This window comes from Roseovarius albus (genome assembly GCF_900172335.1).
In the GTDB taxonomy this organism is placed as follows: domain Bacteria; phylum Pseudomonadota; class Alphaproteobacteria; order Rhodobacterales; family Rhodobacteraceae; genus Roseovarius; species Roseovarius albus.
Map to the genome: position 1 here is coordinate 216,540 of NZ_FWFX01000005.1, position 20,538 is coordinate 237,077.

Annotated in this window: 12 protein-coding genes; 9 read left to right on the forward strand and 3 right to left on the reverse strand. The window is 54.1% G+C overall.

All coding sequences use genetic code 11. From position 1 onward, the window contains the following. Window positions 1-22: 22 nt before the first annotated feature. The gene (gene parE / locus ROA7450_RS09930) at window positions 23-1,978 is read right to left on the reverse strand and encodes a DNA topoisomerase IV subunit B (protein ID WP_085805642.1); all 1,956 of its coding nucleotides are present in this window, start codon (window positions 1,976-1,978) and stop codon (window positions 23-25) included. Window positions 1,979-2,152: 174 nt separating this feature from the next. Here parE and ROA7450_RS09935 point away from each other — a divergent pair, with 174 nt between their 5' ends. The 4 genes from ROA7450_RS09935 (at window position 2,153) to ROA7450_RS09950 (ending at window position 6,139) form a co-directional block, all read left to right on the forward strand. After that, window positions 2,153-2,389 carry an HP1242/YdcH family protein gene (locus ROA7450_RS09935; protein ID WP_085805552.1) on the forward strand — a complete coding sequence of 79 codons (237 nt, stop codon included), beginning with the start codon at window positions 2,153-2,155 and terminating at the stop codon, window positions 2,387-2,389. A 100-nt stretch (window positions 2,390-2,489) separates the two neighbouring features. Continuing rightward, entirely contained in the window at window positions 2,490-3,431 is a 942-nt protein-coding gene (ppk2, locus tag ROA7450_RS09940; RefSeq protein WP_085805553.1) for a polyphosphate kinase 2, read from the forward strand. A gap of 118 nt (window positions 3,432-3,549) precedes the next feature. Continuing rightward, the gene (locus ROA7450_RS09945; protein ID WP_085805554.1) at window positions 3,550-5,214 is read left to right on the forward strand and encodes an ABC transporter substrate-binding protein; all 1,665 of its coding nucleotides are present in this window, start codon (window positions 3,550-3,552) and stop codon (window positions 5,212-5,214) included. A 100-nt stretch (window positions 5,215-5,314) separates the two neighbouring features. Then, window positions 5,315-6,139, forward strand: a complete 825-nt coding sequence (locus ROA7450_RS09950) for a DUF547 domain-containing protein (protein ID WP_085805555.1) — start codon at window positions 5,315-5,317, stop codon at window positions 6,137-6,139. Here the strand turns inward: ROA7450_RS09950 and ROA7450_RS09955 are convergent, their stop codons facing one another. Next, window positions 6,140-7,480, reverse strand: a complete 1,341-nt coding sequence (locus ROA7450_RS09955) for a radical SAM protein (RefSeq protein WP_085805556.1) — start codon at window positions 7,478-7,480, stop codon at window positions 6,140-6,142. Between the two features lie 194 nt (window positions 7,481-7,674). On the opposite strand from ROA7450_RS09955, the gene ROA7450_RS09960 reads away from it, so the two are divergent. The 3 genes from ROA7450_RS09960 (at window position 7,675) to ROA7450_RS09970 (ending at window position 13,096) form a co-directional block, all read left to right on the forward strand. Further along, window positions 7,675-9,183: an FMN-binding glutamate synthase family protein gene (locus ROA7450_RS09960; protein ID WP_085805557.1), complete on the forward strand. Its 1,509-nt coding sequence runs from the start codon at window positions 7,675-7,677 to the stop codon at window positions 9,181-9,183. Between the two features lie 114 nt (window positions 9,184-9,297). After that, the gene (locus ROA7450_RS09965) at window positions 9,298-10,275 is read left to right on the forward strand and encodes a carbon-nitrogen hydrolase family protein (protein WP_085805558.1); all 978 of its coding nucleotides are present in this window, start codon (window positions 9,298-9,300) and stop codon (window positions 10,273-10,275) included. 58 nt (window positions 10,276-10,333) lie between these two features. Beyond that, entirely contained in the window at window positions 10,334-13,096 is a 2,763-nt protein-coding gene (locus tag ROA7450_RS09970) for an aminotransferase class I/II-fold pyridoxal phosphate-dependent enzyme (protein WP_085805559.1), read from the forward strand. A gap of 1 nt (window position 13,097) precedes the next feature. On the opposite strand, the gene ROA7450_RS09975 is transcribed toward ROA7450_RS09970, so the two are convergent. After that, window positions 13,098-16,976 carry a PEP/pyruvate-binding domain-containing protein gene (locus ROA7450_RS09975; RefSeq protein ID WP_234999486.1) on the reverse strand — a complete coding sequence of 1,293 codons (3,879 nt, stop codon included), beginning with the start codon at window positions 16,974-16,976 and terminating at the stop codon, window positions 13,098-13,100. A gap of 384 nt (window positions 16,977-17,360) precedes the next feature. Here ROA7450_RS09975 and ROA7450_RS09980 point away from each other — a divergent pair, with 384 nt between their 5' ends. Continuing rightward, the gene (locus ROA7450_RS09980) at window positions 17,361-18,254 is read left to right on the forward strand and encodes a PhnD/SsuA/transferrin family substrate-binding protein (RefSeq protein WP_234999487.1); all 894 of its coding nucleotides are present in this window, start codon (window positions 17,361-17,363) and stop codon (window positions 18,252-18,254) included. Between the two features lie 2 nt (window positions 18,255-18,256). Then, on the forward strand, window positions 18,257-20,518 hold the full coding sequence (locus ROA7450_RS09985; RefSeq protein ID WP_085805562.1) for a response regulator: 2,262 nt from the start codon (window positions 18,257-18,259) through the stop codon (window positions 20,516-20,518). Window positions 20,519-20,538: the final 20 nt, after the last annotated feature.

Here is a 20,538-nt window from a genome sequence, read left to right on the forward strand (position 1 = left end):
CGGATCGCCAGGCCAAGCTCCCTCAAACATCCAGCTCCTCTACGAACTTGGCGTTTTCCTGAATGTATTGAAAGCGCAGTTCGGGTTTTTTGCCCATCAGGCGTTCCACCAGATCGCCGGTTTCGCCCGGTTCGTCTTCGTCGATGGTGACGCGGATGAGTTTGCGGGTTTTGGGGTCCATAGTGGTTTCTTTGAGGTCCTTGGCGTCCATTTCACCAAGCCCCTTAAAGCGTTGCACGTCGATCTTGCCTTTGCCGCCCAGGCCCTTTTCCATCAACTCGTCTTTTTCCGCGTCATTGGCCACATACACCCGTTTGGCGCCTTGGGTGAGGCGATAGAGCGGTGGGCAGGCGAGGTAGAGGTGGCCCGCGTCGATCAGCGGGCGCATCTGGGTGAAGAAGAAGGTCATCAACAGCGAGGCGATATGCGCGCCATCAACGTCAGCATCGGTCATGATGATGATCTTTTCATAGCGCAGATCATCGATGTTGAACTTGGTGCCCATGCCGCAACCCAGACTTTCGCAGAGATCCGAGATTTCAGCGTTGCTGCCTAGCTTAGAAGAGGCCGCCCCCAGCACGTTCAAAATCTTGCCTTTGAGCGGCAATAGAGCCTGTTTTTCGCGGTTGCGCGCGCCTTTTCCTGAGCCGCCGGCGCTGTCGCCCTCGACAATAAACAGCTCGGTGCCTTCGCGGTCTTTCGACGAGCAATCGGTCAGCTTGCCGGGCAGGCGCAGCTTCTTGGTGGCCGACTTGCGCTGGGTTTCTTTTTCCTGACGGCGGCGCAGGCGTTCCTCGGCCCGCAAGACAAGGAAATCAAGAATGGCCCCGGCCGATTTGGTATCAGACGCGAGCCAGTTGTCAAAGTGGTCGCGGACCGAGTTTTCAACGAGGCGCTGGGCTTCGACCGTGGCAAGGCGGTCTTTGGTCTGGCCGACAAATTCCGGCTCGCTGATAAAGCAGCTGACCAGCGCGCAGCCGCCGGTCATCAGATCATCACGGGTGATTTGCGCAGCCTTTTTGTTTGAGACCAGCTCGCCGTACGCCTTGATGCCTTTGAGGATCGCGGCCCAGAAGCCGGCGACATGGGTGCCGCCCTCGGGCGTGGGGACGGTGTTACAGTAGGATTGGATGAAGCCATCGCGCGAGGGCGTCCAGTTGATGGCCCATTCAACCTTGCCCGGGGCATTGAATTTTTCATTGAAATCAACGGTGCCCGCGAAAGGCGCGTCGGCGTAGGTGGAGGCGCTGCCAAGGGTTTCCTTGAGGTAGTCGCTGAGGCCGCCGGGGAAGTGGAACGTCGCCTCTTGCGGGGTGTCGCCATCACTTATCGCGGATTTCCAGCGGATTTCGACGCCTGAGAATAGGTACGCCTTGGAACGGATCGATTTGAACAGCCGCGCGGGTTTAAACCGGTGGTGGCCAAAGATCTGTTCATCGGCGTGGAAGGTCACCGTGGTGCCGCGCCGGTTGGGGGCGGCTCCGACCTTTTCGATTGGGCCAAGGGGCAGGCCGCGGGAGAAGCGTTGCTCGTAGAGCTCCTTGTTGCGCGCCACCTGCACGACCATGGAATCCGAGAGCGCGTTGACGACTGAGGCCCCAACCCCGTGCAGGCCGCCCGAGGTTTGGTAGGCCTTGCCGGAGAATTTACCGCCGGCATGCAGGGTGCAAAGAATGACCTCCAATGCGGATTTATCGGGAAATTTGGGGTGCGGATCAATCGGGATGCCGCGACCGTTGTCGCGGATGGTGATGGCGTAGTCTTCGTGCAGCTCCACTTCGATCCGGTTGGCGTGGCCGGCGACCGCCTCGTCCATCGAGTTATCGAGCACCTCGGCCACCATGTGGTGCAGCGCGCGCTCATCGGTGCCGCCGATGTACATGCCGGGGCGTTTGCGCACGGGCTCCAGCCCCTCCAGCACTTCGATGGAAGAGGCGTCGTAGGTCTCGGGCGCGGTGCCTTCGAGGAGGTCGGTCATGGGCTGCTCATATTGTTTTTGATTAGCGGCATTAGACCATTCTGCGCCCGGTTGGGCAAGCGGCAGATCGCCTATGGGATCAGAAGAAGTTTTGTCAGGTGTTTGACCCTGATCAATGTTGCTTTCTTCTCGGAGGCTTATGGTTGCGGGGAAAGTGAAGCGACAGGAGTGAACATGTCCCATACCCCACATGAGTTGGCCGAAGAATTTCCGGAATTCGCGGTCAAGATTGCCGATCTGAAACAAAGCGATACGCATTTTGCGCGATTGGCGGAGGAATATCACGAGATCAATCGCGCGGTGCACCGTGCCGAGATCAATGTGGAGCCGGTGGAAGAGTTGGCCGAGGTTGACATGCGTAAGAAGCGCGGGGCGCTCAAGGACGAGATTTATCGGCTTTTGTCTGCGTGAGTGCGGCAAGCCATGGAGGCGAATGCAGTGGTGGGGGATTTTACCAGCGTATTCGCCGCCATGATTGCGTGAACTGAATTGAGGATGTGAGGACAAGATAATGACGGCGCCAGCAAAGGCAAAACCAGCGAAAGTACAACCAGAGAATGGAACACCTAAACCGGCCAACCAAGCGCCTGTTCAGGTGAAGCCAGAGGAGGTGCGACACGCCTTTGAGAGCGGTGTCTATCCCTACACAACCAAAATGTCGCGCAAGGAATACGAAGAGTTGAAGGCGGCCTTGCAGGCAGAGTTGCTGAAGGTGCAGCACTGGGCGCAGGAAACCGGCCAGAAATATGTGCTGTTATTCGAAGGGCGTGATGCTGCTGGCAAAGGTGGGACGATCAAGCGGTTCATGGAGCATTTGAACCCGCGTCTGGCGCGGGTTGTGGCCTTGAATAAACCGACTGATGAGGAGTTGGGGCAGTGGTATTTTCAACGCTATGTTCAACACCTGCCGACAATGGGTGAAATGGTGCTCTATGACCGGTCGTGGTACAACCGCGCGGGTGTGGAGCGGGTTATGGGGTTCTGTCAGCCGACCGAGTATCTGGAGTTTATGCGCCAGACGCCCGAGTTCGAGCGGATGTTGGTGCGGTCAGGCATCCAGCTTTATAAATATTGGTTTTCGGTTACGAAGGACGAACAGAAATGCAGGTTTGATGCGCGTGAAACTGACCCGCTGAAACGGTGGAAGCTGTCCCCAATTGATAAGGCCAGCCTGAACAAGTGGGAGGATTACACGGAAGCCAAAGAGGCGATGTTTTTCTACACCGATACGGCCGACGCGCCATGGACTGTGATCAAGTCGAACGACAAGAAGCGTGCGCGGATCAACTGCATGTTGCATTTCCTGAATTCACTGGACTATCCGGGAAAGGATCGCAATCTGGTGGCGGAACCCGACCCATTGATCGTGGGGCAGGCGCATCACGTGATTCATCGTTCCGATCACATTCTGGGTACAGCCTTACACCCTGAGGCACGGGTGAAGCAGGTCTGAAATTGGAATTCCGATCAATTAAATTTTCTTGAAACTTAGAAAACAGGCGTTGCTATTGATCGGGGTTTGTGGCGATACCACGTTGTGTTCACCTCACAACCCGCAAAGGACTATCGCCATGGCCCGCACGAAGACCCCATTGAAACTGCAGCATCCAGCGGCAGAACGTTATGCGGGGGAATATCGAGCGAAGCAAATAAGTAGGCGAGAATTTCTGGCGCGCGCCACTGCATTGGGTGTGAGTAGCGCTGCCGCTTACGGCTTAATCGGATCGGTTGCGCCTTCCCAAGCACAAGCGGCGTCGAAGCAGGGAGGCACTTTGCGTTGCCAGATGGAGGTTCGGGCGCTCAAAGACACGCGCACGTTTGACTGGCCCGAGATCGCAAATGTTACCCGCGGCACTCTGGAATATCTGGTGGAATACAATAACGATGGGTCGTTTCGGGGCATGTTGCTGGAGCGTTGGGCAGCCAATGAGGACGCCACCGAGTTCACGCTATATCTGCGCGAGGGCATCAAGTGGAGCAACGGAGACGATTTCACCGCTGAGGACGTCGTGCGCAATTTCGCGCGTTGGGCGGACAAGACGGTGGAGGGCAATTCAATGGCGGGGCGGATGGCTACGCTGATTGATCCTGAGACACAAAAGCTGATCGAAGGGTCCGTGACGGCGGTGAATGAGCATACCGTTCTGGTGAGCATGCCGACGCCTGACATCACGATCATTCCGAGCATTGCAGATTATCCCGCAGCAGTGGTTCACAGCAATTATGATCCCGGTCAGATGGCCGACCTAGTGGGGACTGGCCCTTATGTTATTGAGCGCTGTGAGCCAGGTGTTGGCGCCACATTGGTACGCAACGACGCGCACGGCTGGTGGGGGTCCGAGTTGTTTGGTGGGCCTTATCTGGACCGGATTGAATATGTCGATTCCGGCAGTGATCCGGCTAATTGGCTCGCCGCTGCACAGGCGGATGAGGTCGACATGGTGCATCGCTCCGAAGGGGTGTTGGCCGAACAGCTTAGCGAACTTGGCTGGGATCTGTCCGAAGTGGCGACAGCGGCGACAGTTGTGGTGCGCCCCAATCAAAAGGCTGAAGTGGACGGCGCCCGCCCCTACGCAGACCTACGCGTGCGTCAGGCGTTGCAGATGGCAGTGGACAATGCGCTAGTGTTGGAGCAGGCGGCGCATGGTGACGGATTGGTGGCAGAAAATCATCACGTCGCTCCGGTGCATCCGGAATATGCCAAACTTCCAGCGATGCCCTATGATCCTGACCGCGCACGGACCTATATGGAACGCGCAGAGATGTCGGATTTTGAACACGAGTTGATTTCGGGCGAGGAAAGTTGGGTTAAGAATATGGCCGACGCCGTCGCCGCGCAGTTAAATGCAGCCGGTATCAAAGTGAAGCGCACCGTTCTGCCGGGCGAAGAGGTTCGTGAAAACTGGATGAACTATCCGTTCAGTACCACCAGTTGGATTCATCGGCCTTTGGGCGTGCAGATTCATGCCTTGGCCTATCGTTCGGGCGAGACATGGAATGAGTTTGGTTGGTCGAACAAGGAGTTCGACGCACTTTTGGGCAAGGCGCTGTCCTTGTCGGATGCGAATGAACGACGCAATGTCATGGAGCAGATGGAACAACTGATTCAGGACGACGGCGTGACGATTCAACCCGTCTGGAGTAAGATTTTTCGCAATGCCAAGCCTGGATTGAGCGGTGTGGATCAGCAGATCTCGTTTGAGCATCGTCACTACAGTTTTGCTTGGTCGGCCTGATCACGAATTCGCACACGTCAGATCATCGAAAAGATATTGGTCTGTGGGGCATGAGTGCCGGTAAAATCCTGTGTGACACAGGATTTCAAAAGGATTTCCCATGCCCCGGTTTGTTCTCATTGCTCTGTCTTTGCTGGCGTTGTCGGCCTGTGCCTCGCTTGAGCGACTGGCCATTCCTGACAACAATCTGACCCGCCCTGATGTGAAGGGCAATGGGGCTGTTGCGCGGTTGGATCATGGGGCCTGGGACCGGTTTTTGCAGGATCATACTCGTAAGGATACGGCGGGTGTGGTGCGAGTTGATTATGCCCGAATTTCAGACTCGGATCATGCCAAATTAAAGAATTATTTGCGTAAGTTGGCGGCGGTGGATGCGGCCATGCTGACCAATGAGGCTCAGTTGGCCTATTGGGTGAACTTTTATAATGCGCTGACGGTGGATGTGATCTTGGATTACTACCCGGTCGAGTCAATCCGGGACATCAAAGGTAAAGGGTTTGATCTGGGGCCGTGGGAAGACAAGCGCCTGATGGTGAAAGGCGTTGAAACCAGCCTGCATGATATTGAACATGGGATCATCCGTCCGCTATGGCCGGATGTGCCAGAGATTCATTATGTGTTGAATTGTGCCGCCGTCGGCTGCCCCAATTTGGGACAGCGGGCCTATACAGCTCAGAATATCACCGAAACCTTAGAAGTGGCGGCGCGATCCTATGTCAATGATCCGCGCGGAGTTCGGGTGAGCGAGAACGGGCAAGTCACTGCCTCCAAAATCTATAGCTGGTATCTGGATGACTTTGGCGGATCAGAGGTGGTGGTGCTGGAGCATATCCGGAGCTACGCCTCGCCAGAACTGCGGGTGAGGCTGGTGGGCAAGACACGTATTCAGAAGTATGAGTATGACTGGGATCTGAACGAGTTCTGATCAGGCGGATTTGCGGGCCTCGGCTTGCAGCGCGCGAAGGCGGCCCTTGAGTTTTTTGTAGGGCAGGCTGGCGGCGGGGATCTCGGCCTCAATCGGGCTCCAGGCTCGTTGACCGGGCTTTTCGGGCACTGCTTCGGTGATCATGGCGTCGCGTTTTGAGTTATGAACGCACATCGACAGCGGTCCGCGCGCGGTGGCTACCATAAAGACGCAGGATTTGCAGCGATCTTCCTCAAGCTTTTCCGCATCCATGAAGTTATGAATGAAAAAACTGATCTTTTTTGGCATTTTCCGGTGAAATAGACTCGATTTAAACGCCCAAACTTTTCGTATAACAAAGACTAATCCCAGCGCGGCAATGTGCGGGGAACGTATCGCCGTACGCAGGGCGCGGGGCAGAACCTTGCGCTCGACCGACCAGTCCACTCCCTGCTGTGCGATGGCGTGAAACAGCGTGGTGAAAAAGGGTGGGTCATCATAGAGCGGCACAGTGGTTTTGCCGTTTGTCAGAACGGCGGTGTATTTGTTGCAATCCGGGTGACCGATCATCGGCATGTCAAAGGGCAGAGATGTGCCCGCGCCTTGTTCGACCAACTCCATGACAGACTGTTGATTGATCAGGGTCTCATCGCGTTCCCGCAATATCCCACGCCCGGTGTCAGCCTGCATTTGGAAAGAGGCGAGCGAGATCTGCCCGGCGTGTTGGATGAAGAACTGCACCAGATCTGGGATCTCATGCACGTTGTCGGCGCAGACAGTCGTATTGAACAAGACCCGCAAGGGCAGCCCAGCAGCGCGCTCCAGGTACTCCAATCGGATCGCGTTGAGCGCCGCCTCGCTCTCATATCCTTTGCGTTCCTGCGTGACATCGACGTGAAACGCCACATCATCCAGCCCGGCAGCCGCCATCCGTTCCAGCATGTGCCGGTTGGCCTTGATCCCGTTGGTAAAAAGGGCTGAGCGCATGTTGTGGGCTTTGATTTCGCGTACGATCTCTTCAAGATCCGGGATGGTGCGCAGAGTCGGATCGCCGCCGGTGATCTGGACATTGGTGTAATCGCCGTAGTGATCATGGATCATCTTGATCCGGCGCTTGAGTTCAAACAGGGGCACGTCACGCACAGTTTCGGCCAGATCCGAGAGATAGCACAGCGTGCAGTCGAGATTGCAGCGCTGGGTGATTTCAAGTGCAACGCAGGCGATGGGAAATGTACGCCCGGCCAACTGCTCTGATCCGAAATGCCCAGACTGTTGCAGGCCCTCTCGCAATGAGGTGGTTGGATCATCTGGATGCGGGCGAGATGGTTGAAAGCGCTGAATGTCCTGCTTCGTCAAATACACGGAATTTTACCCTGTTGCGGTTGTCAGCATTGCAGCTAAGGTTTTGTTTGATCTTCGCCATTAACGTTCCATCGCGCTGAAACAAGTTGCCGTGAGTTGGGCTTAGGCTCTTGCATGCCTGTGGTATCGGGTGACAGTGTGGTTTTGGGTTATGGTAAGATTGTATAAGCCAATCCTTCGGAGGAGCTCGGGTTATGTCGCAGGTATCGGATTTCGTTTTAGGACTATTGCAACTGCTGTCGTATTTATTCGTCTTCGCAGTTGGTGTTGGGGCGCTGTGGATTGCGGTGCTTTATGTACGGGACAAGACGCAAACCGAAAGCACGCTGCGGCGCAACTATCCGGTGATTGCGCGGTTTCGCTATCTGTTTGAGCATATGGGTGAGTTTCTGCGGCAGTATTTCTTTGCGCTGGATCGTGAGGAATTGCCGTTTAACCGGGCGGAACGGTCATGGGTTTATCGCGCTGCGAAGAATGTCGATTCGACGGTGGCATTTGGATCGACCCGAGATTTGCGACCAACGGGCACTATTTATTTTGTGAACTGCCCCTTTCCAACCTTGGAAAAGGACGCGGTGGAACCTTCGGCCGTGACCATTGGACCCTATGCCAAACATCCCTACACCACGGATTCCTTTTTTAACATTTCCGGCATGAGCTATGGGGCGATTTCCATTCCTGCGGTGCGGGCGTTATCGCGTGGGGCCAAGAAAGCTGGGATCTGGATGAACACCGGTGAAGGAGGGTTGTCGCCTTATCATTTGGAGGGTGGGGCGGACATCGTATTTCAGATCGGTACCGGCAAGTTTGGGGTGCGCAAGCCCGAAGGTGGCTTTGATGAAGACAAGCTGCGCGAAGTTGCGGCGCATGACGAAGTGAAGATGTTTGAGTTGAAGCTGAGCCAAGGGGCCAAGCCGGGAAAAGGCGGCATGTTACCCGGTGAAAAGGTGACCGAGGAGATTGCCCGAATTCGCGGACTGGAGGTTGGCAAAGATGCGATTAGTCCGAACCGTCACCCGGAAGTGGATAGCGTCGCTGATCTGCTGGATATGTTGAATTACGTTCGCGATCTAACCGGAAAGCCGATTGGGTTTAAGGCTGTGATCGGCGCTTATGGGTTTTTTGAAGACCTGTGTGAAGAGATTTTGAAGCGTGGCATTGAAAGTGCGCCGGATTTCATCACCATTGATAGTGCCGATGGTGGCACCGGGGCGGCACCGATGAGCTTGATAGACAATATGGGCATGCCGTTGCGGGAGAGTCTGCCTTTGGTTGTCGATGTCCTGATCCGCAACGGGCTGCGGGACCGGATCAAAGTCTGTGTCAGCGGCAAGATGATCAACCCCTCAGAGGTGGCCTGGGCGTTTTGCGCGGGCGCGGATTTTGTCAATTCGGCACGCGGATTCATGTTTGCGCTGGGCTGTATTCAGGCCTTGCAGTGCAACAAGAACACCTGCCCCACCGGGATCACCACTCATAATCCCAAGCTGCAATATGGGTTGGACCCGACCAACAAGGCGGAACGGGTCGCTTATTACGCCAAGAACATGCGCAAAGAAGTGGGGATCATTGCCCACAGTTGTGGCGTCTCGGAGCCACGTCTGCTGCAACGCTATCACGCGCGTACAGTATTGGATAACGGTCGGTCTGTTGCGCTGAGTGAGTTGTTTCCGGAGCCGGAGAACAAATCTGCCGCTGAGTGAGGTCTATTGTTTGGCGAGATCAAGAACCCCAAACAAAGGTTAATTGGCCCTGTTGTCCTTCCCGAAAAACACACGTAGGCTGCGCGATACAGTGATTGAAAGGGGCAGACTTAAATGACGCCATTCGCGGTTGCCGGTGTACAAATGTATGTAAATGCATTGCATCCGAATGTTGAAGGAATGATCCAGCGGCTTGATATTCTGATGGCGCGGTTTCCTTGGACGCAGATGGTTCTGTTCAGCGAGCTGGCTCCCTATGGTCCGCTTAACAAGTTTGCCCTGCCCGTGCAGAACGAGGCGATAGATCAATTCTGTGCAGCGGCGAAAAAGCATAATGTCTGGCTGATCCCCGGGTCGATGTTTGAAAAGACGCCCGAGGGTAAGATTTACAACACCGCCACGGTCATCAACCCGCAGGGTGAGGTGATTTCAAACTATCGCAAGATGTTCCCGTTTCGGCCTTATGAAGAAGGTGTTGAGGCAGGCACAGGGTTTTGCGTGTTTGATGTGCCAGATGTGGGCCGCTTTGGCCTGTCGATCTGTTATGACATCTGGTTTCCTGAAACCACGCGTGAATTGACCAGCCAAGGAGTTGAGGTGCTGTTGCACCCGGTTTTGACCGGCACCACGGATCGCGAGGCGGAGCTGTCGATTGCCCGTGCAACGGCAGCACAGTTCCAGTGTTATGTCTTTGACGTCAACGGTTTGGGTGCGGGCGGTGTGGGCCGATCCTGTGTGATTGATCCGTCTGCCACGGTTCTGCATCAGTCTGCCGGACAAGAGGATATGTTCCCGATCGAACTGGATTTGGACATGGTCCGCCGCCAGCGCGAGACCGGCATGAAAGGTCTGGGTCAGGTGCTCAAGAGTTTCCGTGACAGATCAACCGATTTTTCGGTCTATGACCGCAGCAGCGGCACAGACGCATATTTGAAAACCTTGGGTCCGCTTGAGACCCCAAGGCAAGGCTCTCGTGCGGGCATCCATGTGGATGTGCCTGCCGAGGTTGAAACAAAAGATATTAATCCGGCCGAAGGTGCTGCCGCACCCGAAGAACCGATTCCCTTTGCTATAGAGGCCGCAAGCGGCTGACAAATAAGAGGGGGCGGGCCGATCCAGCATAAAGCCAGCAACAACAGGGACAGATCATATGCAATCCATGGACGACTATTATTCAGCAGTTCAGTTACGCAATGATCACTGGAGTACGCTGAAGGAAGCGACCGCTGCTTTGGCGCGAGACCCGAATGGAGAGCGTGCTAAGGCGCTCTCGGATAAGATCGAAGACATCTTCGACTCGCTGGCATTGGTTGAAGGCTATTGGGCGTTTCCGGGCCTGCAGGTGTTTGATCGCGTACGTCGACAGTATAATCACAAAAGCTATGATGATCTGGCCTTTACTGTGCAACGGATTCTGCGTGCACTGACGACCGGGGCCTATCGTCGCCGTCTGATTCCGCTGGAGCGGGACAGCGTTGATGTCGAAGAGCATGAGGATGAAGCGACACAATCGCTTGAGGCGCGCTCCTTGGCCAAGCCGTACTTCGAGGTGATGGTCGTTGATAATCTCAACGAGCATCAGGAACAGTGGCTGAAAAATAATTTCGCCAAGCTGCGCCGTCCCGAAGATCCGTTTCACTATGAAATCGTCACGGTGCCCAGTCTCAAGGACGCGTTGATCGGGGTTTTATTCAACCACAACATTCAGGCCATTATTGTCCGCCCCGGGCTGGTATTGGATTCACAGGTCGAGCTGGAATTGCTCAAGCGGTATATCAGCCAGGCCAGCAGTGTGGACAATCTGAACGCGCTGGAACCCGAAAATTACGGCCCCGAGCTGTGCCGTTTGATCGCGCAGGTGCGGCCCGAATTGGACGCCTATCTGGTGACGGAACGGTCTGTGGAAGAGATTGCCGGGTTGGATCTGGGGATCTGTCGGCGGGTGTTCTACAATCAGGAAGATTTTTCCGAGCTGCACCTGAACATCCTGCGCGGAGTGCAATCGCGTTATAACACGCCGTTTTTCACCGCCTTGGTGGAATATTCCAAGCAACCTACCGGCGTGTTCCATGCGATGCCAATCAGCCGCGGCAAGTCGATCACCCGCAGCCATTGGATTCAGGATATGGGTGCCTTCTACGGGCCCAATATCTTTATGGCGGAAACCTCAGCCACATCTGGCGGCCTCGATAGCCTGCTGGAACCGCACGGGCCAATCAAGGAAGCGCAGGAACTGGCCAGCCGGGCGTTTGGATCAAAGCAGACGTTTTTCGCCACCAACGGCACCTCGACCTGTAACAAGATCGTGGTGCAGGCGCTGGTGCGTCCGGGGGATATCGTGCTGGTCGACCGCGATTGCCACAAATCGCACCATTACGGCATGGTACTGGCGGGTGCGCAGGTGGTGTATCTGGATAGCTATCCGCTGAATGAATATTCAATGTACGGTGCTGTGCCGCTGCGCGAAATCAAACATCAGCTGTTGCAGCTGAAAGAGCAAGGCAAACTGGACCGTGTGCGGATGCTGTTGCTGACCAACTGCACCTTCGACGGCATTGTCTATAACGTCGAGCGGATGATGGAAGAGTGCCTGGCGATCAAACCTGACCTGGTTTTCTTGTGGGACGAGGCGTGGTTTGCCTTTGCCCGCTTTGGACCGATCTATCGTCACCGTACGGCGATGAATGCGGCCAATACCTTGCGGGCCAAGTTCAGATCCGAAAGCCATGCAATCGCTTATGAAGCGCAGCAAAAGGCCTTAGCGGGCGCGGATCTCGAAACGCTGTTGAACACGCGGCTGATCCCGCCACCAAATGCACGAGTGCGGGCCTATGCGACCCAATCAACTCACAAGACGCTGACGTCACTCAGGCAGGGGTCGATGATTCACGTCAACGATCAGGATTTTAAAGGCGAGGCTGAGGCAAGTTTCCACGAAGCCTATATGACGCATACGTCGACCTCGCCCAACTACCAGATCATTGCATCACTGGATGTGGGGCGACGACAGGTCGAGCTGGAAGGGTTCGAATTTGTCCAGCGGCAAGTTGAGGCGGCGATGTCGATGCGGCGCGCGATTTCGACCCATCCTAAGTTGAAGAAGTATTTCAAGGTGCTGACCTCGGGGGACATGATCCCTGAAGAGCATCGCGAAAGTGGGGTGACCAGCCATTATAACCCCGAGCAAGGCTGGACGGATATCTGGGATTGCTGGCAGAATGATGAGTTCGTGCTGGATGCCACGCGCGTTACATTGGCCGTCGGCGGCACTGGTTGGGATGGCGATACCTTCAAGACCAAGATTCTGATGGATAAATACGGTATCCAGATCAACAAAACCTCGCGCAATACCGTGTTGTTCATGACCAATATCGGCACGACGCGGTCCTCGATCGCTTATCTGATTGAGGTGCTGGTTGAGATTGCCAATGATCTCGATGATCTGCTGGATGATGCCTCGATGATGGAGCGGCGTGGGTTTGAAAAACGTGTCTCGAATCTAATGCATGAATTGCCGCCTCTACCGGATTTCAGTCGCTTCCATGACGGGTTTCGCACCGATGACGCGACGTCTGAGGGGGATATTCGCTCGGCGTTTTTCCTCGCTTATGACGAAAACAACTGCGATTATCTGGAACTGGATGGGTCCGTGAAAGCAGCCATGGAGAGTGGGCAAGAAGTGGTCTCTGCCTCCTTCATTATCCCTTATCCGCCCGGTTTCCCGATCCTCGTACCGGGGCAAGTCGTCAGCAAGGAGATCCTTGAGTTCATGCGGGCACTGGATGTGAGCGAGATCCATGGCTATCGCCCGGATTTGGGACTGCGCGTATTCACGCAGGATGCGCTCAAACAGCAGCTCAAGGCCAATGCCGCCCGGCTGAAGATGAACGCCGAGCGATACAAGATCACTTAGTTTAAGAGCGCGACTGTGCAGAAAGTTTGGGATTCGCCTGCGTGATGGGCGTGTTCTGGATGGTGATGGACCCATCGGTTCGGATATCGAGGATCATGCCGTCGTGCAACTGGTCCAACCCGGTGCAGCCAACCAGCATAAGGATATCGCGTTCGCGTGCGACAATCGCCATATGGCTGAGCCAGCCACCGATTTCGCTGAGCACGCCGCCGGATCGCTGCACCCAAGGCAGCCATGTGGGGTTGAGCATGCGACAAACGATGATGTCGCCATCTTTGAACCCATCGAACGCCGCCGGGCTTTCATCCGCGACATGGAACACGTGACCAGTATTCCCTTCGCTGCCAGCTACACAAGTTCCCGACAGATCGGCATCATGTTCACCGCCCACAGACGAAGATGGTGCTGAAAGCTGCTCGCATTCTCGCAGAGTCAAATGAGTCTGGCTTGGCGCCTGTGACGCGAGCAGTGCCAAACGCTCTTTGCGACGCTGAGCCTTGGCCCTGATCAGCGCTGTGTCTACTTCTGCGAGGGTTTTAAGTTCATCAAGCTCAAGCTGGAAAATCAGATCCAACAATCCAGTTTGGTTGGACAAGGCATGGATGGCGCGCCGGAGTTGGGCAAAGAGCTTGAGCGCCTCGTGTTTTGCCTGTTCCTTTAGATCCTGAAAAGCAATGGCCAAATCCACTGGGTTGTCTGGCTCTGTCGGCTTGCACGCGGCCTGGGCGCTGGGCATCGCCGTCTCCAGCAACGGCCAGAGCAACGCAGGAGCGTCAGCATAACGCGGAATGCTAAGTTCATAGTCATAGATCGCGCGGTGGCCCATTTGTGCCATTAAGGCGGTTTTTTGTTCGCCTTCAGGCAGGGCTGCGCAGGCGTCAATCATCCGGATCGGGGCGTGCGGCAGATGGGGATGTTGCAAGGCCTCTTGCGCTGCGGGGTCGTTTTCGGCAAGCGCCTCGGCCTCGCTCAGGGTAAAGCCCGCGATGATGTTAATCTTTTCCGCCTCGACATAGATGTCTTCGATCAGCTTTGCCTGCAGGGTCTGAATGGTGTCGATCAACTGCTGTCGGGGCAAAGCCTCAAAAACCACGGCCTGCCAGAACGCCAGATCTTGTGCCAAGGCCGGGATCATCTGATCGCGAAACTCGGTAATCATCTGCGGTGCCCGTTTCCGCAGCTGTTTGGCCTTGGCCTTGCTCAGGCGCAGAGTCAGGCCGGTCTTGAGGCGCTTGTCCACGTAGGTCCGTCCAAACAGATTGACCAGATAATCAGGCGGCCCTTCGGGCAGGGTGTAGGCCACACCAAGCTGACGGCAGGCCAGATCAACACTACCGCCCGGCGCCCAAATGCGCGACATCAGGGAAAACGACAGCGGCGTGGGTTTGGGCAACACCTCTGACATCTCATCCTGTTCAAGGATCACTGTATCAGGGTCAGCGTCCTGATAGGTCTCTAATATGCGTTGCCATTCGCGATTTCGAGCCAATAGCGCCGGGTCTCGTGCTGCCAGCGTGGTAATGTCGCGGCTTTGAACGATGTAGAACCTGCCGCCCGCATAGGCCCATTCGATGTCTTGCGGGCAGCCAATCAGGGCTTCGATCTGTTGTCCCAATGCGATCAGCGGAGAGAGGTCAATTGGAGTCGAAACAGAGTCTATTATTGACAAACTATACCGCCCAAGACGTAAACTTTGCGGTGTGACACGACCCGATACCAGATCCTCACCATCGCCTTTGGCCAATTCGATCATCATCAATCCAGGCGCTGTTGGGTCCTGCGTGAACATCACCCCAGCATAATCGGGGCTGATCATCCGCTGGATCAGGATATTGCCCTTGTGCTGCATAGATGCATCCTGATCATAGCTGGCGGACCGGTCAGAACTGAACGAGGTGATTACCGTGTCCAGTGCCGCGCGCAACGTCTCATCCGTGACATTCAACACGCTGTCAAATACCCCGGCATAGCTGTTGTCTGCACCGTCTTCCCCCGTGGCGGAACTACGCACAGCGCAGGGGGTCGGACCGATCTGTTGCCAGATCGATTGCACAAACCTGTCCTTTTGCGCATCTGTCATTGCCAGATAGCGGTCGATCGCGCTGGCGCGGACGACCAGCCCATCGGGGATCGGGAGCCCAGCGTTTTTGAGCACCGACAGCCGAAAGGACTTGTTTCCGCTGCCTTGCAAAGAGGCGCTGAGCGGAAGGGGAATGACGCCCTTTGGCAGCTTAGAATCGAGTCTATTCAAGCGCATTTTGTTCAGTTTTCCTTTGATACGCCCGCCGAATCCCGTGACATATCCGCGTTGGATCAACAACAACATCAAACTGAAACACAGATAGACGTTACCTGCCGCACTCAAGCGAAAGCACAGGACAAACAGCAGTGGTACACCGAAGGCCCACCACAGGATCGCTTGCCGTCTTGTCTTGGCTACAGCCCAGTGCAGATAGACCCCACCAAGGAGGGCGAACAACAAGGGTAGTAGATGGCTGGGATCTGGTTGTCCTAATGTGGTGATCCAGAGGAAATGATCTGATGTCATCTGCGCAGCCTGCCCTGCGGCGCTGAGCCCCAGCATCATGATAGGCAGAAATAGTAGTGCGGTCAGATTGCGCATCGGGGTCAATCCCTGGTCTGCATAGAACTGCTGTACGGCCCGGGCCTTGCGGATGGGATCGTGGTGCAATTTTTCTTTCAGAGCGCGCAATCCATCGGTATTTTGTGCTGTTGTGATCTGATCTCGTTCGGATTTCAGCGCGATAGGGAGTACCAGTACGCGCGACAGCAGCGACAGCATCAGAAGGCCAAGGACAAAATGCGCCCGATCTCCCACCCAGATTAGGGCGCTGGCGAGGGCGTCAACGGCCTTGTCCCAGAGTGTCGCCTGCTGTTCGATCAGCCAAGCCTGCACATGTGGTTTGGGCTTGGGGGGAATGAAAAACTCCCACGGCGTGGTGTAGCGGCCAAGGAATTCGATCCCAGCCTCGCCCATCTCCAAGCCCAACACCTGCGCCATGAAGCAACTGCGCCGGTCATAGCAGGCCGCGATGGTGGGTTTGTCCTGCAATTGCGCGATGCGCTGCGTCAGTTCCTCGGTGGGCATAGCGCGGATCGGGATGTTGATCGCACCGGGCAGGTGGCCAGTGGCGAAATCACCGGGATAACGCGTATCAACGATCTGCAAATCCATACTCTGGCGCAGGGTGCTGAACTGCTTTGTTCCGATCAGCACGTCCTTGTTGGGATAGTCGGGAATGGCCCGCAGATCGGACAAGGTTTTGACCGCCTTGTCACTAAACGGCTTTCCCTCAACAATCCACTTTTCAATCCCCCCAGCGATGAAACGACAATCAGTGCCTCGTGCAGCTAATTCCGCGCAGGTTTCGCTGCTGCGGTTGCCATTGTGGCAAAAAAGGACGACTTGTTTATCAACTAAATATTGATCTGCGTTAAGAAAATCTGGAAAACGCACATGCTGAGCCCCGGGTAATGTACCCATTCGGTGCTCACCCGATTCGCGGACGTCGAAAAAAGCCACATTGCCGTCAGACACCAATTGGTGTGCCTCATCCGTGGTGATGGCAAGAGGGCTGAGTGATTGTTTGCTGAAATTTGTCTCTTTAAGGTTTTCATCCTTAATGGCCTGTCCATCAAACTGCGCGGGGCGCGTCAATGTGGCGTGTAGGTGAGATTGTTCGGCCGATTTTTGTGTCTGATACTGCCAAATATTGATCGCCGCCAACAGGGTCGCGACGCTGAGCAGGCCAATGATGGTTCGAACTGGATAGCGATGGGATTCGCCTTTGGCTGACCGGGTGTATCCCAATCTACGTGCAATGACCGTGGTGGCTCCTGTGATTGTAGCAATCGCCACAGCAAGTACCTGTGACAATGAAGAAACTGAGCCAATTACAAGCTCTGGAGATGGAATTGCCAGAGCTGGAGGTGCAAAAAGAAATACCACGCTTAACAACATTGCGAGACGGATGAAATTTGAGTTGAGAAACGGCTTTGGCTTCTCTGCCGCGTGGCGGGTCATGACCTATCGCCTCATTTTGACTAAAATAAAATTCAACTATTAAGGGAGTTGAGAGGTTAATAAATCGTTTATGAAATAATTGGTTAACGATGCAGCCGTTCAAGACAGCTAGGTTTTGCACAGTCAAACATTGTGCTTTTGAATTAACGAAGTCTTTTGAATCTGCGGTCTTAATGGGCGGTGTTCTTTTGGCTGGTGCAACAAGCGGCGCCCTAACAGATGACTGAGGATAGCGACATGACAGGTCTTTGTGGACTGCTGATCAACTACTTTATCAAAACGGCCTTGCCGATTTTAGCGGCCCTTTTTCTGGGTCTGCAAACATCTGTGACCAATGCTGAGATCCAGCTGACCTTTGGTACATATACGGCGGATAAACCAACCACCACGGTGAAAAAGTACAAACCCTTTCTGGATTATCTCGCACAAGAGATGTCAGAAATTTTGGAAGAGCCGGTGTTCATAAAAATGAAGATCGCCAGTGATTATGAAGCAGGCATCAATCAATTGGTCAGCGGCAAGGTTGATTTTGCCCGGTTTGGCCCCGCATCCTATGTCACCGCTTTCACGCGTAATGACGGAATTCGTATCATTGCGATGGAGGCGAAGAAGGGAAAGAAACGCTTCAAAGGCGTTATAGTAGTACATGCCGATAATGAGATGCAAACATTGGCTGAGCTGTCGCAGCACAGTTTCGCATTCGGGAGTGAACTGTCGACCATTGGCCGCTATTTGGCGCAAAGTTATCTAATTCAAGCCGGGGTCACCAGCAATGATCTGAGCAACTATGCCTACCTTGGGCGCCATGATCGCGTCGGAATGGCGGTAGGAAGCGGAAAATTTACTGCTGGCGCGCTGAAGGAAAGTACATTCAAAAAACTGGTCGAACAGGGTGTTCCACTTCGACCGCTCTTTGAATTTGACAATGTGACCAAACCTTGGATTGCTGCTGTGGACCTGGACCCTGCAGTGACGGCTGCAATGCGACAAGTCATGTTGAGTGCCGAAGATAAAGAGGCGATACAAAACGTTAGCAAGGGAGGTTTTCTAACCGGAACAGACTCTGATTTTAATCTAATACGTGAGGCGATGATACAGAGCGAAAGATTCTGAAAATGTCGCTTTTCAATTTTTTCAAAAACCAGCGCATCAATACGCAGTTCGTGTTGTCTATGACCCTTGCTGCTGCGTTGGTGACCTTTTTGGTTGGGGAATATGAGCGTCGTTCCGAGACACAACGCCTGAATGCAGAATTGTTGTCTCAGGCCAACCTGACAGTCTCTTTGCTAAGTGGCTTACTGGTTGAACCGATCATCATTCAAGATACACCTGTCTTAGAAAGCGCCTTGGACGAGGCATTGCAACGCAATCCAAAATTGTTGAATATTACGATCAAGGATGATGCCGGGATGGTGATCGCCAAAACAGTCCGGCATGCAAATCCCAACAGCGCTGGTGTGCGAAAGTTTACTAACGACGTCATTGTCGAGGGTGAACCATTTGGGACGATGGAGGTCGATTGGTCAACAGCGGAAGGACAAGCCCAAATCGCGGATAATGTTGTTCGCCTCAGAATCGTGACCGCGATCACTGTTGCAGCCTTGTCGCTGTTGTTTCTATTGCAAACAAACTTTTTGGCCCTGCGCCCACTGCGCAATATACACGAGCGGATGTCGGCAGTGATATCAGGGCAAAAACACAACAGGAAATGTCTTTCTTCCTTTGTCAGCCAAGAGTTCAAGGCCTTGGACTTTTCGGTCACCGTACTGCAGGACACTTTCGCAGAACGAGACGAGCGAGAATGTGCACTGGAGCAAGCAAAGGAAGAGGCGGACAAGGCCAGCCGCGCTAAATCTGATTTTCTGGCCAATATGAGTCACGAGATTCGCACTCCGATGAATGGAGTGATCGGCATGGCCGAATTGATGCAAGAGTCCGACCTAAATGAAGATCAGAAAATGTATGCTGATACGATAGCCAAGTCAGGTGCGGCCCTGTTGGCGATCATCAATGACATTTTGAATTTCTCTAAAATTGAGGCTGGTAAAATGGAGCTTGAAGTGGCCCCGTTTGACCTGCAATCGGCAATGGAAGATGTGGTGACATTATTATCGACAAAGGCGAGTGAAAAATCTGTCGAAGTTACGTTGCGCTATGATCCGGAATTGCCCAGATTCTATGAGGGCGACGTCGGGAGGCTAAGACAGGTAATTACGAATATTGCCGGGAATGCCATCAAATTTACTTTGGAAGGCTATGTCTACATTGAGGTCACTGGGGTCAAACGTGCGGATGATTATGCGCTGACAATTTCGATTATCGACACGGGTATCGGTATTCCACCTGATCAGTTGGACAAAATTTTCAATGAATTTGAGCAAGTCGATAGTGCACGTAACCGGCAGTTTGAAGGCACCGGATTGGGTTTGGCGATTTCTACCCGTCTGATTGCCCTTATGGGTGGGCGGATTTCTGCGGTTTCCGAACTAGAGCAGGGCTCGGCCTTTATGATCGAAATACCTTTGGTCGGCACACGCGAGCCTTGTGAAATGCAGTCGGCAGGCACACTAGACATGACTGGCCTGCATGTGCTGGTTGTTGATGACCTTGAGCTGAATCGTAGGATTTTGTCCGAAAGACTGGGAACTTGGGGGGTCAAATCGGTCTTGGCTTCATCGGGGGCTGAAGCGCTGGAGGTGCTTGCTCAACATCAAGAGAAGTTTGATCTGATCATTCAAGATTATCAAATGCCGGGAATGGATGGGGAGGAGCTGGCGAAGAAGATAAGAGCAACCGAAACGTTCAAAAATTTGCCACTGATCATTTTGTCCTCGGTAGATCAATCGCTCAGTGTTGCGACGCGCGATGAAATCGGATCATGCGAATTGCTTCTTAAGCCGGTGCGTTCTGAACAGCTACGTAATACCATAGCCCGCGCCTTGCATATGAGTTCGCGCCCTAGACCTGAGAAAGAACCTCGGAAGGAGGCAGTTAAAAACGAATGTCGCGCGATTAATATCTTGGTCGCTGAAGACAACAAGACCAATCAATTTGTCGTCAAAAAGATGCTGAAAGATGCGCCGGTTAAATTGACCTTTGCGAATGATGGAATTGAGGCTGTGGATCATTACGTCAGTGTCAAACCCGACATCATATTAATGGACATGTCGATGCCGCGAATGGATGGCTTGGAGGCGACCAAGGCTATTAGGCAGATGGAGCATGAACGAACGACTCAAAACTGTCCGATCATCGCATTGACGGCCAACGCGATGCGAGAAGATCGCGACAAGTGCCTGCAGGCCGGGATGAACGACTTCCTCAGTAAGCCAATAATCAAAAAAGCGCTGCTAGAGACAATTGACACGTGGCACTAGAGTTGGCGTTGCTTGACGAC

What these genes read in the sequence shown, in the direction of transcription:
- ROA7450_RS09965 (WP_085805558.1), top strand. Translation starts at nt 9,298, where the DNA reads ATGACGCCATTCGCGGTTGCCGGTGTACAAATGTATGTAAATGCATTG.
- ROA7450_RS09970 (WP_085805559.1), top strand. Translation starts at nt 10,334, where the DNA reads ATGCAATCCATGGACGACTATTATTCAGCAGTTCAGTTACGCAATGAT.
- ROA7450_RS09935 (WP_085805552.1), top strand. Translation starts at nt 2,153, where the DNA reads ATGTCCCATACCCCACATGAGTTGGCCGAAGAATTTCCGGAATTCGCG.
- ROA7450_RS09950 (WP_085805555.1), top strand. Translation starts at nt 5,315, where the DNA reads ATGCCCCGGTTTGTTCTCATTGCTCTGTCTTTGCTGGCGTTGTCGGCC.
- ROA7450_RS09985 (WP_085805562.1), top strand. Translation starts at nt 18,257, where the DNA reads ATGTCGCTTTTCAATTTTTTCAAAAACCAGCGCATCAATACGCAGTTC.
- ROA7450_RS09980 (WP_234999487.1), top strand. Translation starts at nt 17,361, where the DNA reads ATGACTGAGGATAGCGACATGACAGGTCTTTGTGGACTGCTGATCAAC.
- parE (WP_085805642.1), bottom strand. Translation starts at nt 1,978, where the DNA reads ATGACCGACCTCCTCGAAGGCACCGCGCCCGAGACCTACGACGCCTCT.
- ROA7450_RS09960 (WP_085805557.1), top strand. Translation starts at nt 7,675, where the DNA reads ATGTCGCAGGTATCGGATTTCGTTTTAGGACTATTGCAACTGCTGTCG.
- ppk2 (WP_085805553.1), top strand. Translation starts at nt 2,490, where the DNA reads ATGACGGCGCCAGCAAAGGCAAAACCAGCGAAAGTACAACCAGAGAAT.
- ROA7450_RS09945 (WP_085805554.1), top strand. Translation starts at nt 3,550, where the DNA reads ATGGCCCGCACGAAGACCCCATTGAAACTGCAGCATCCAGCGGCAGAA.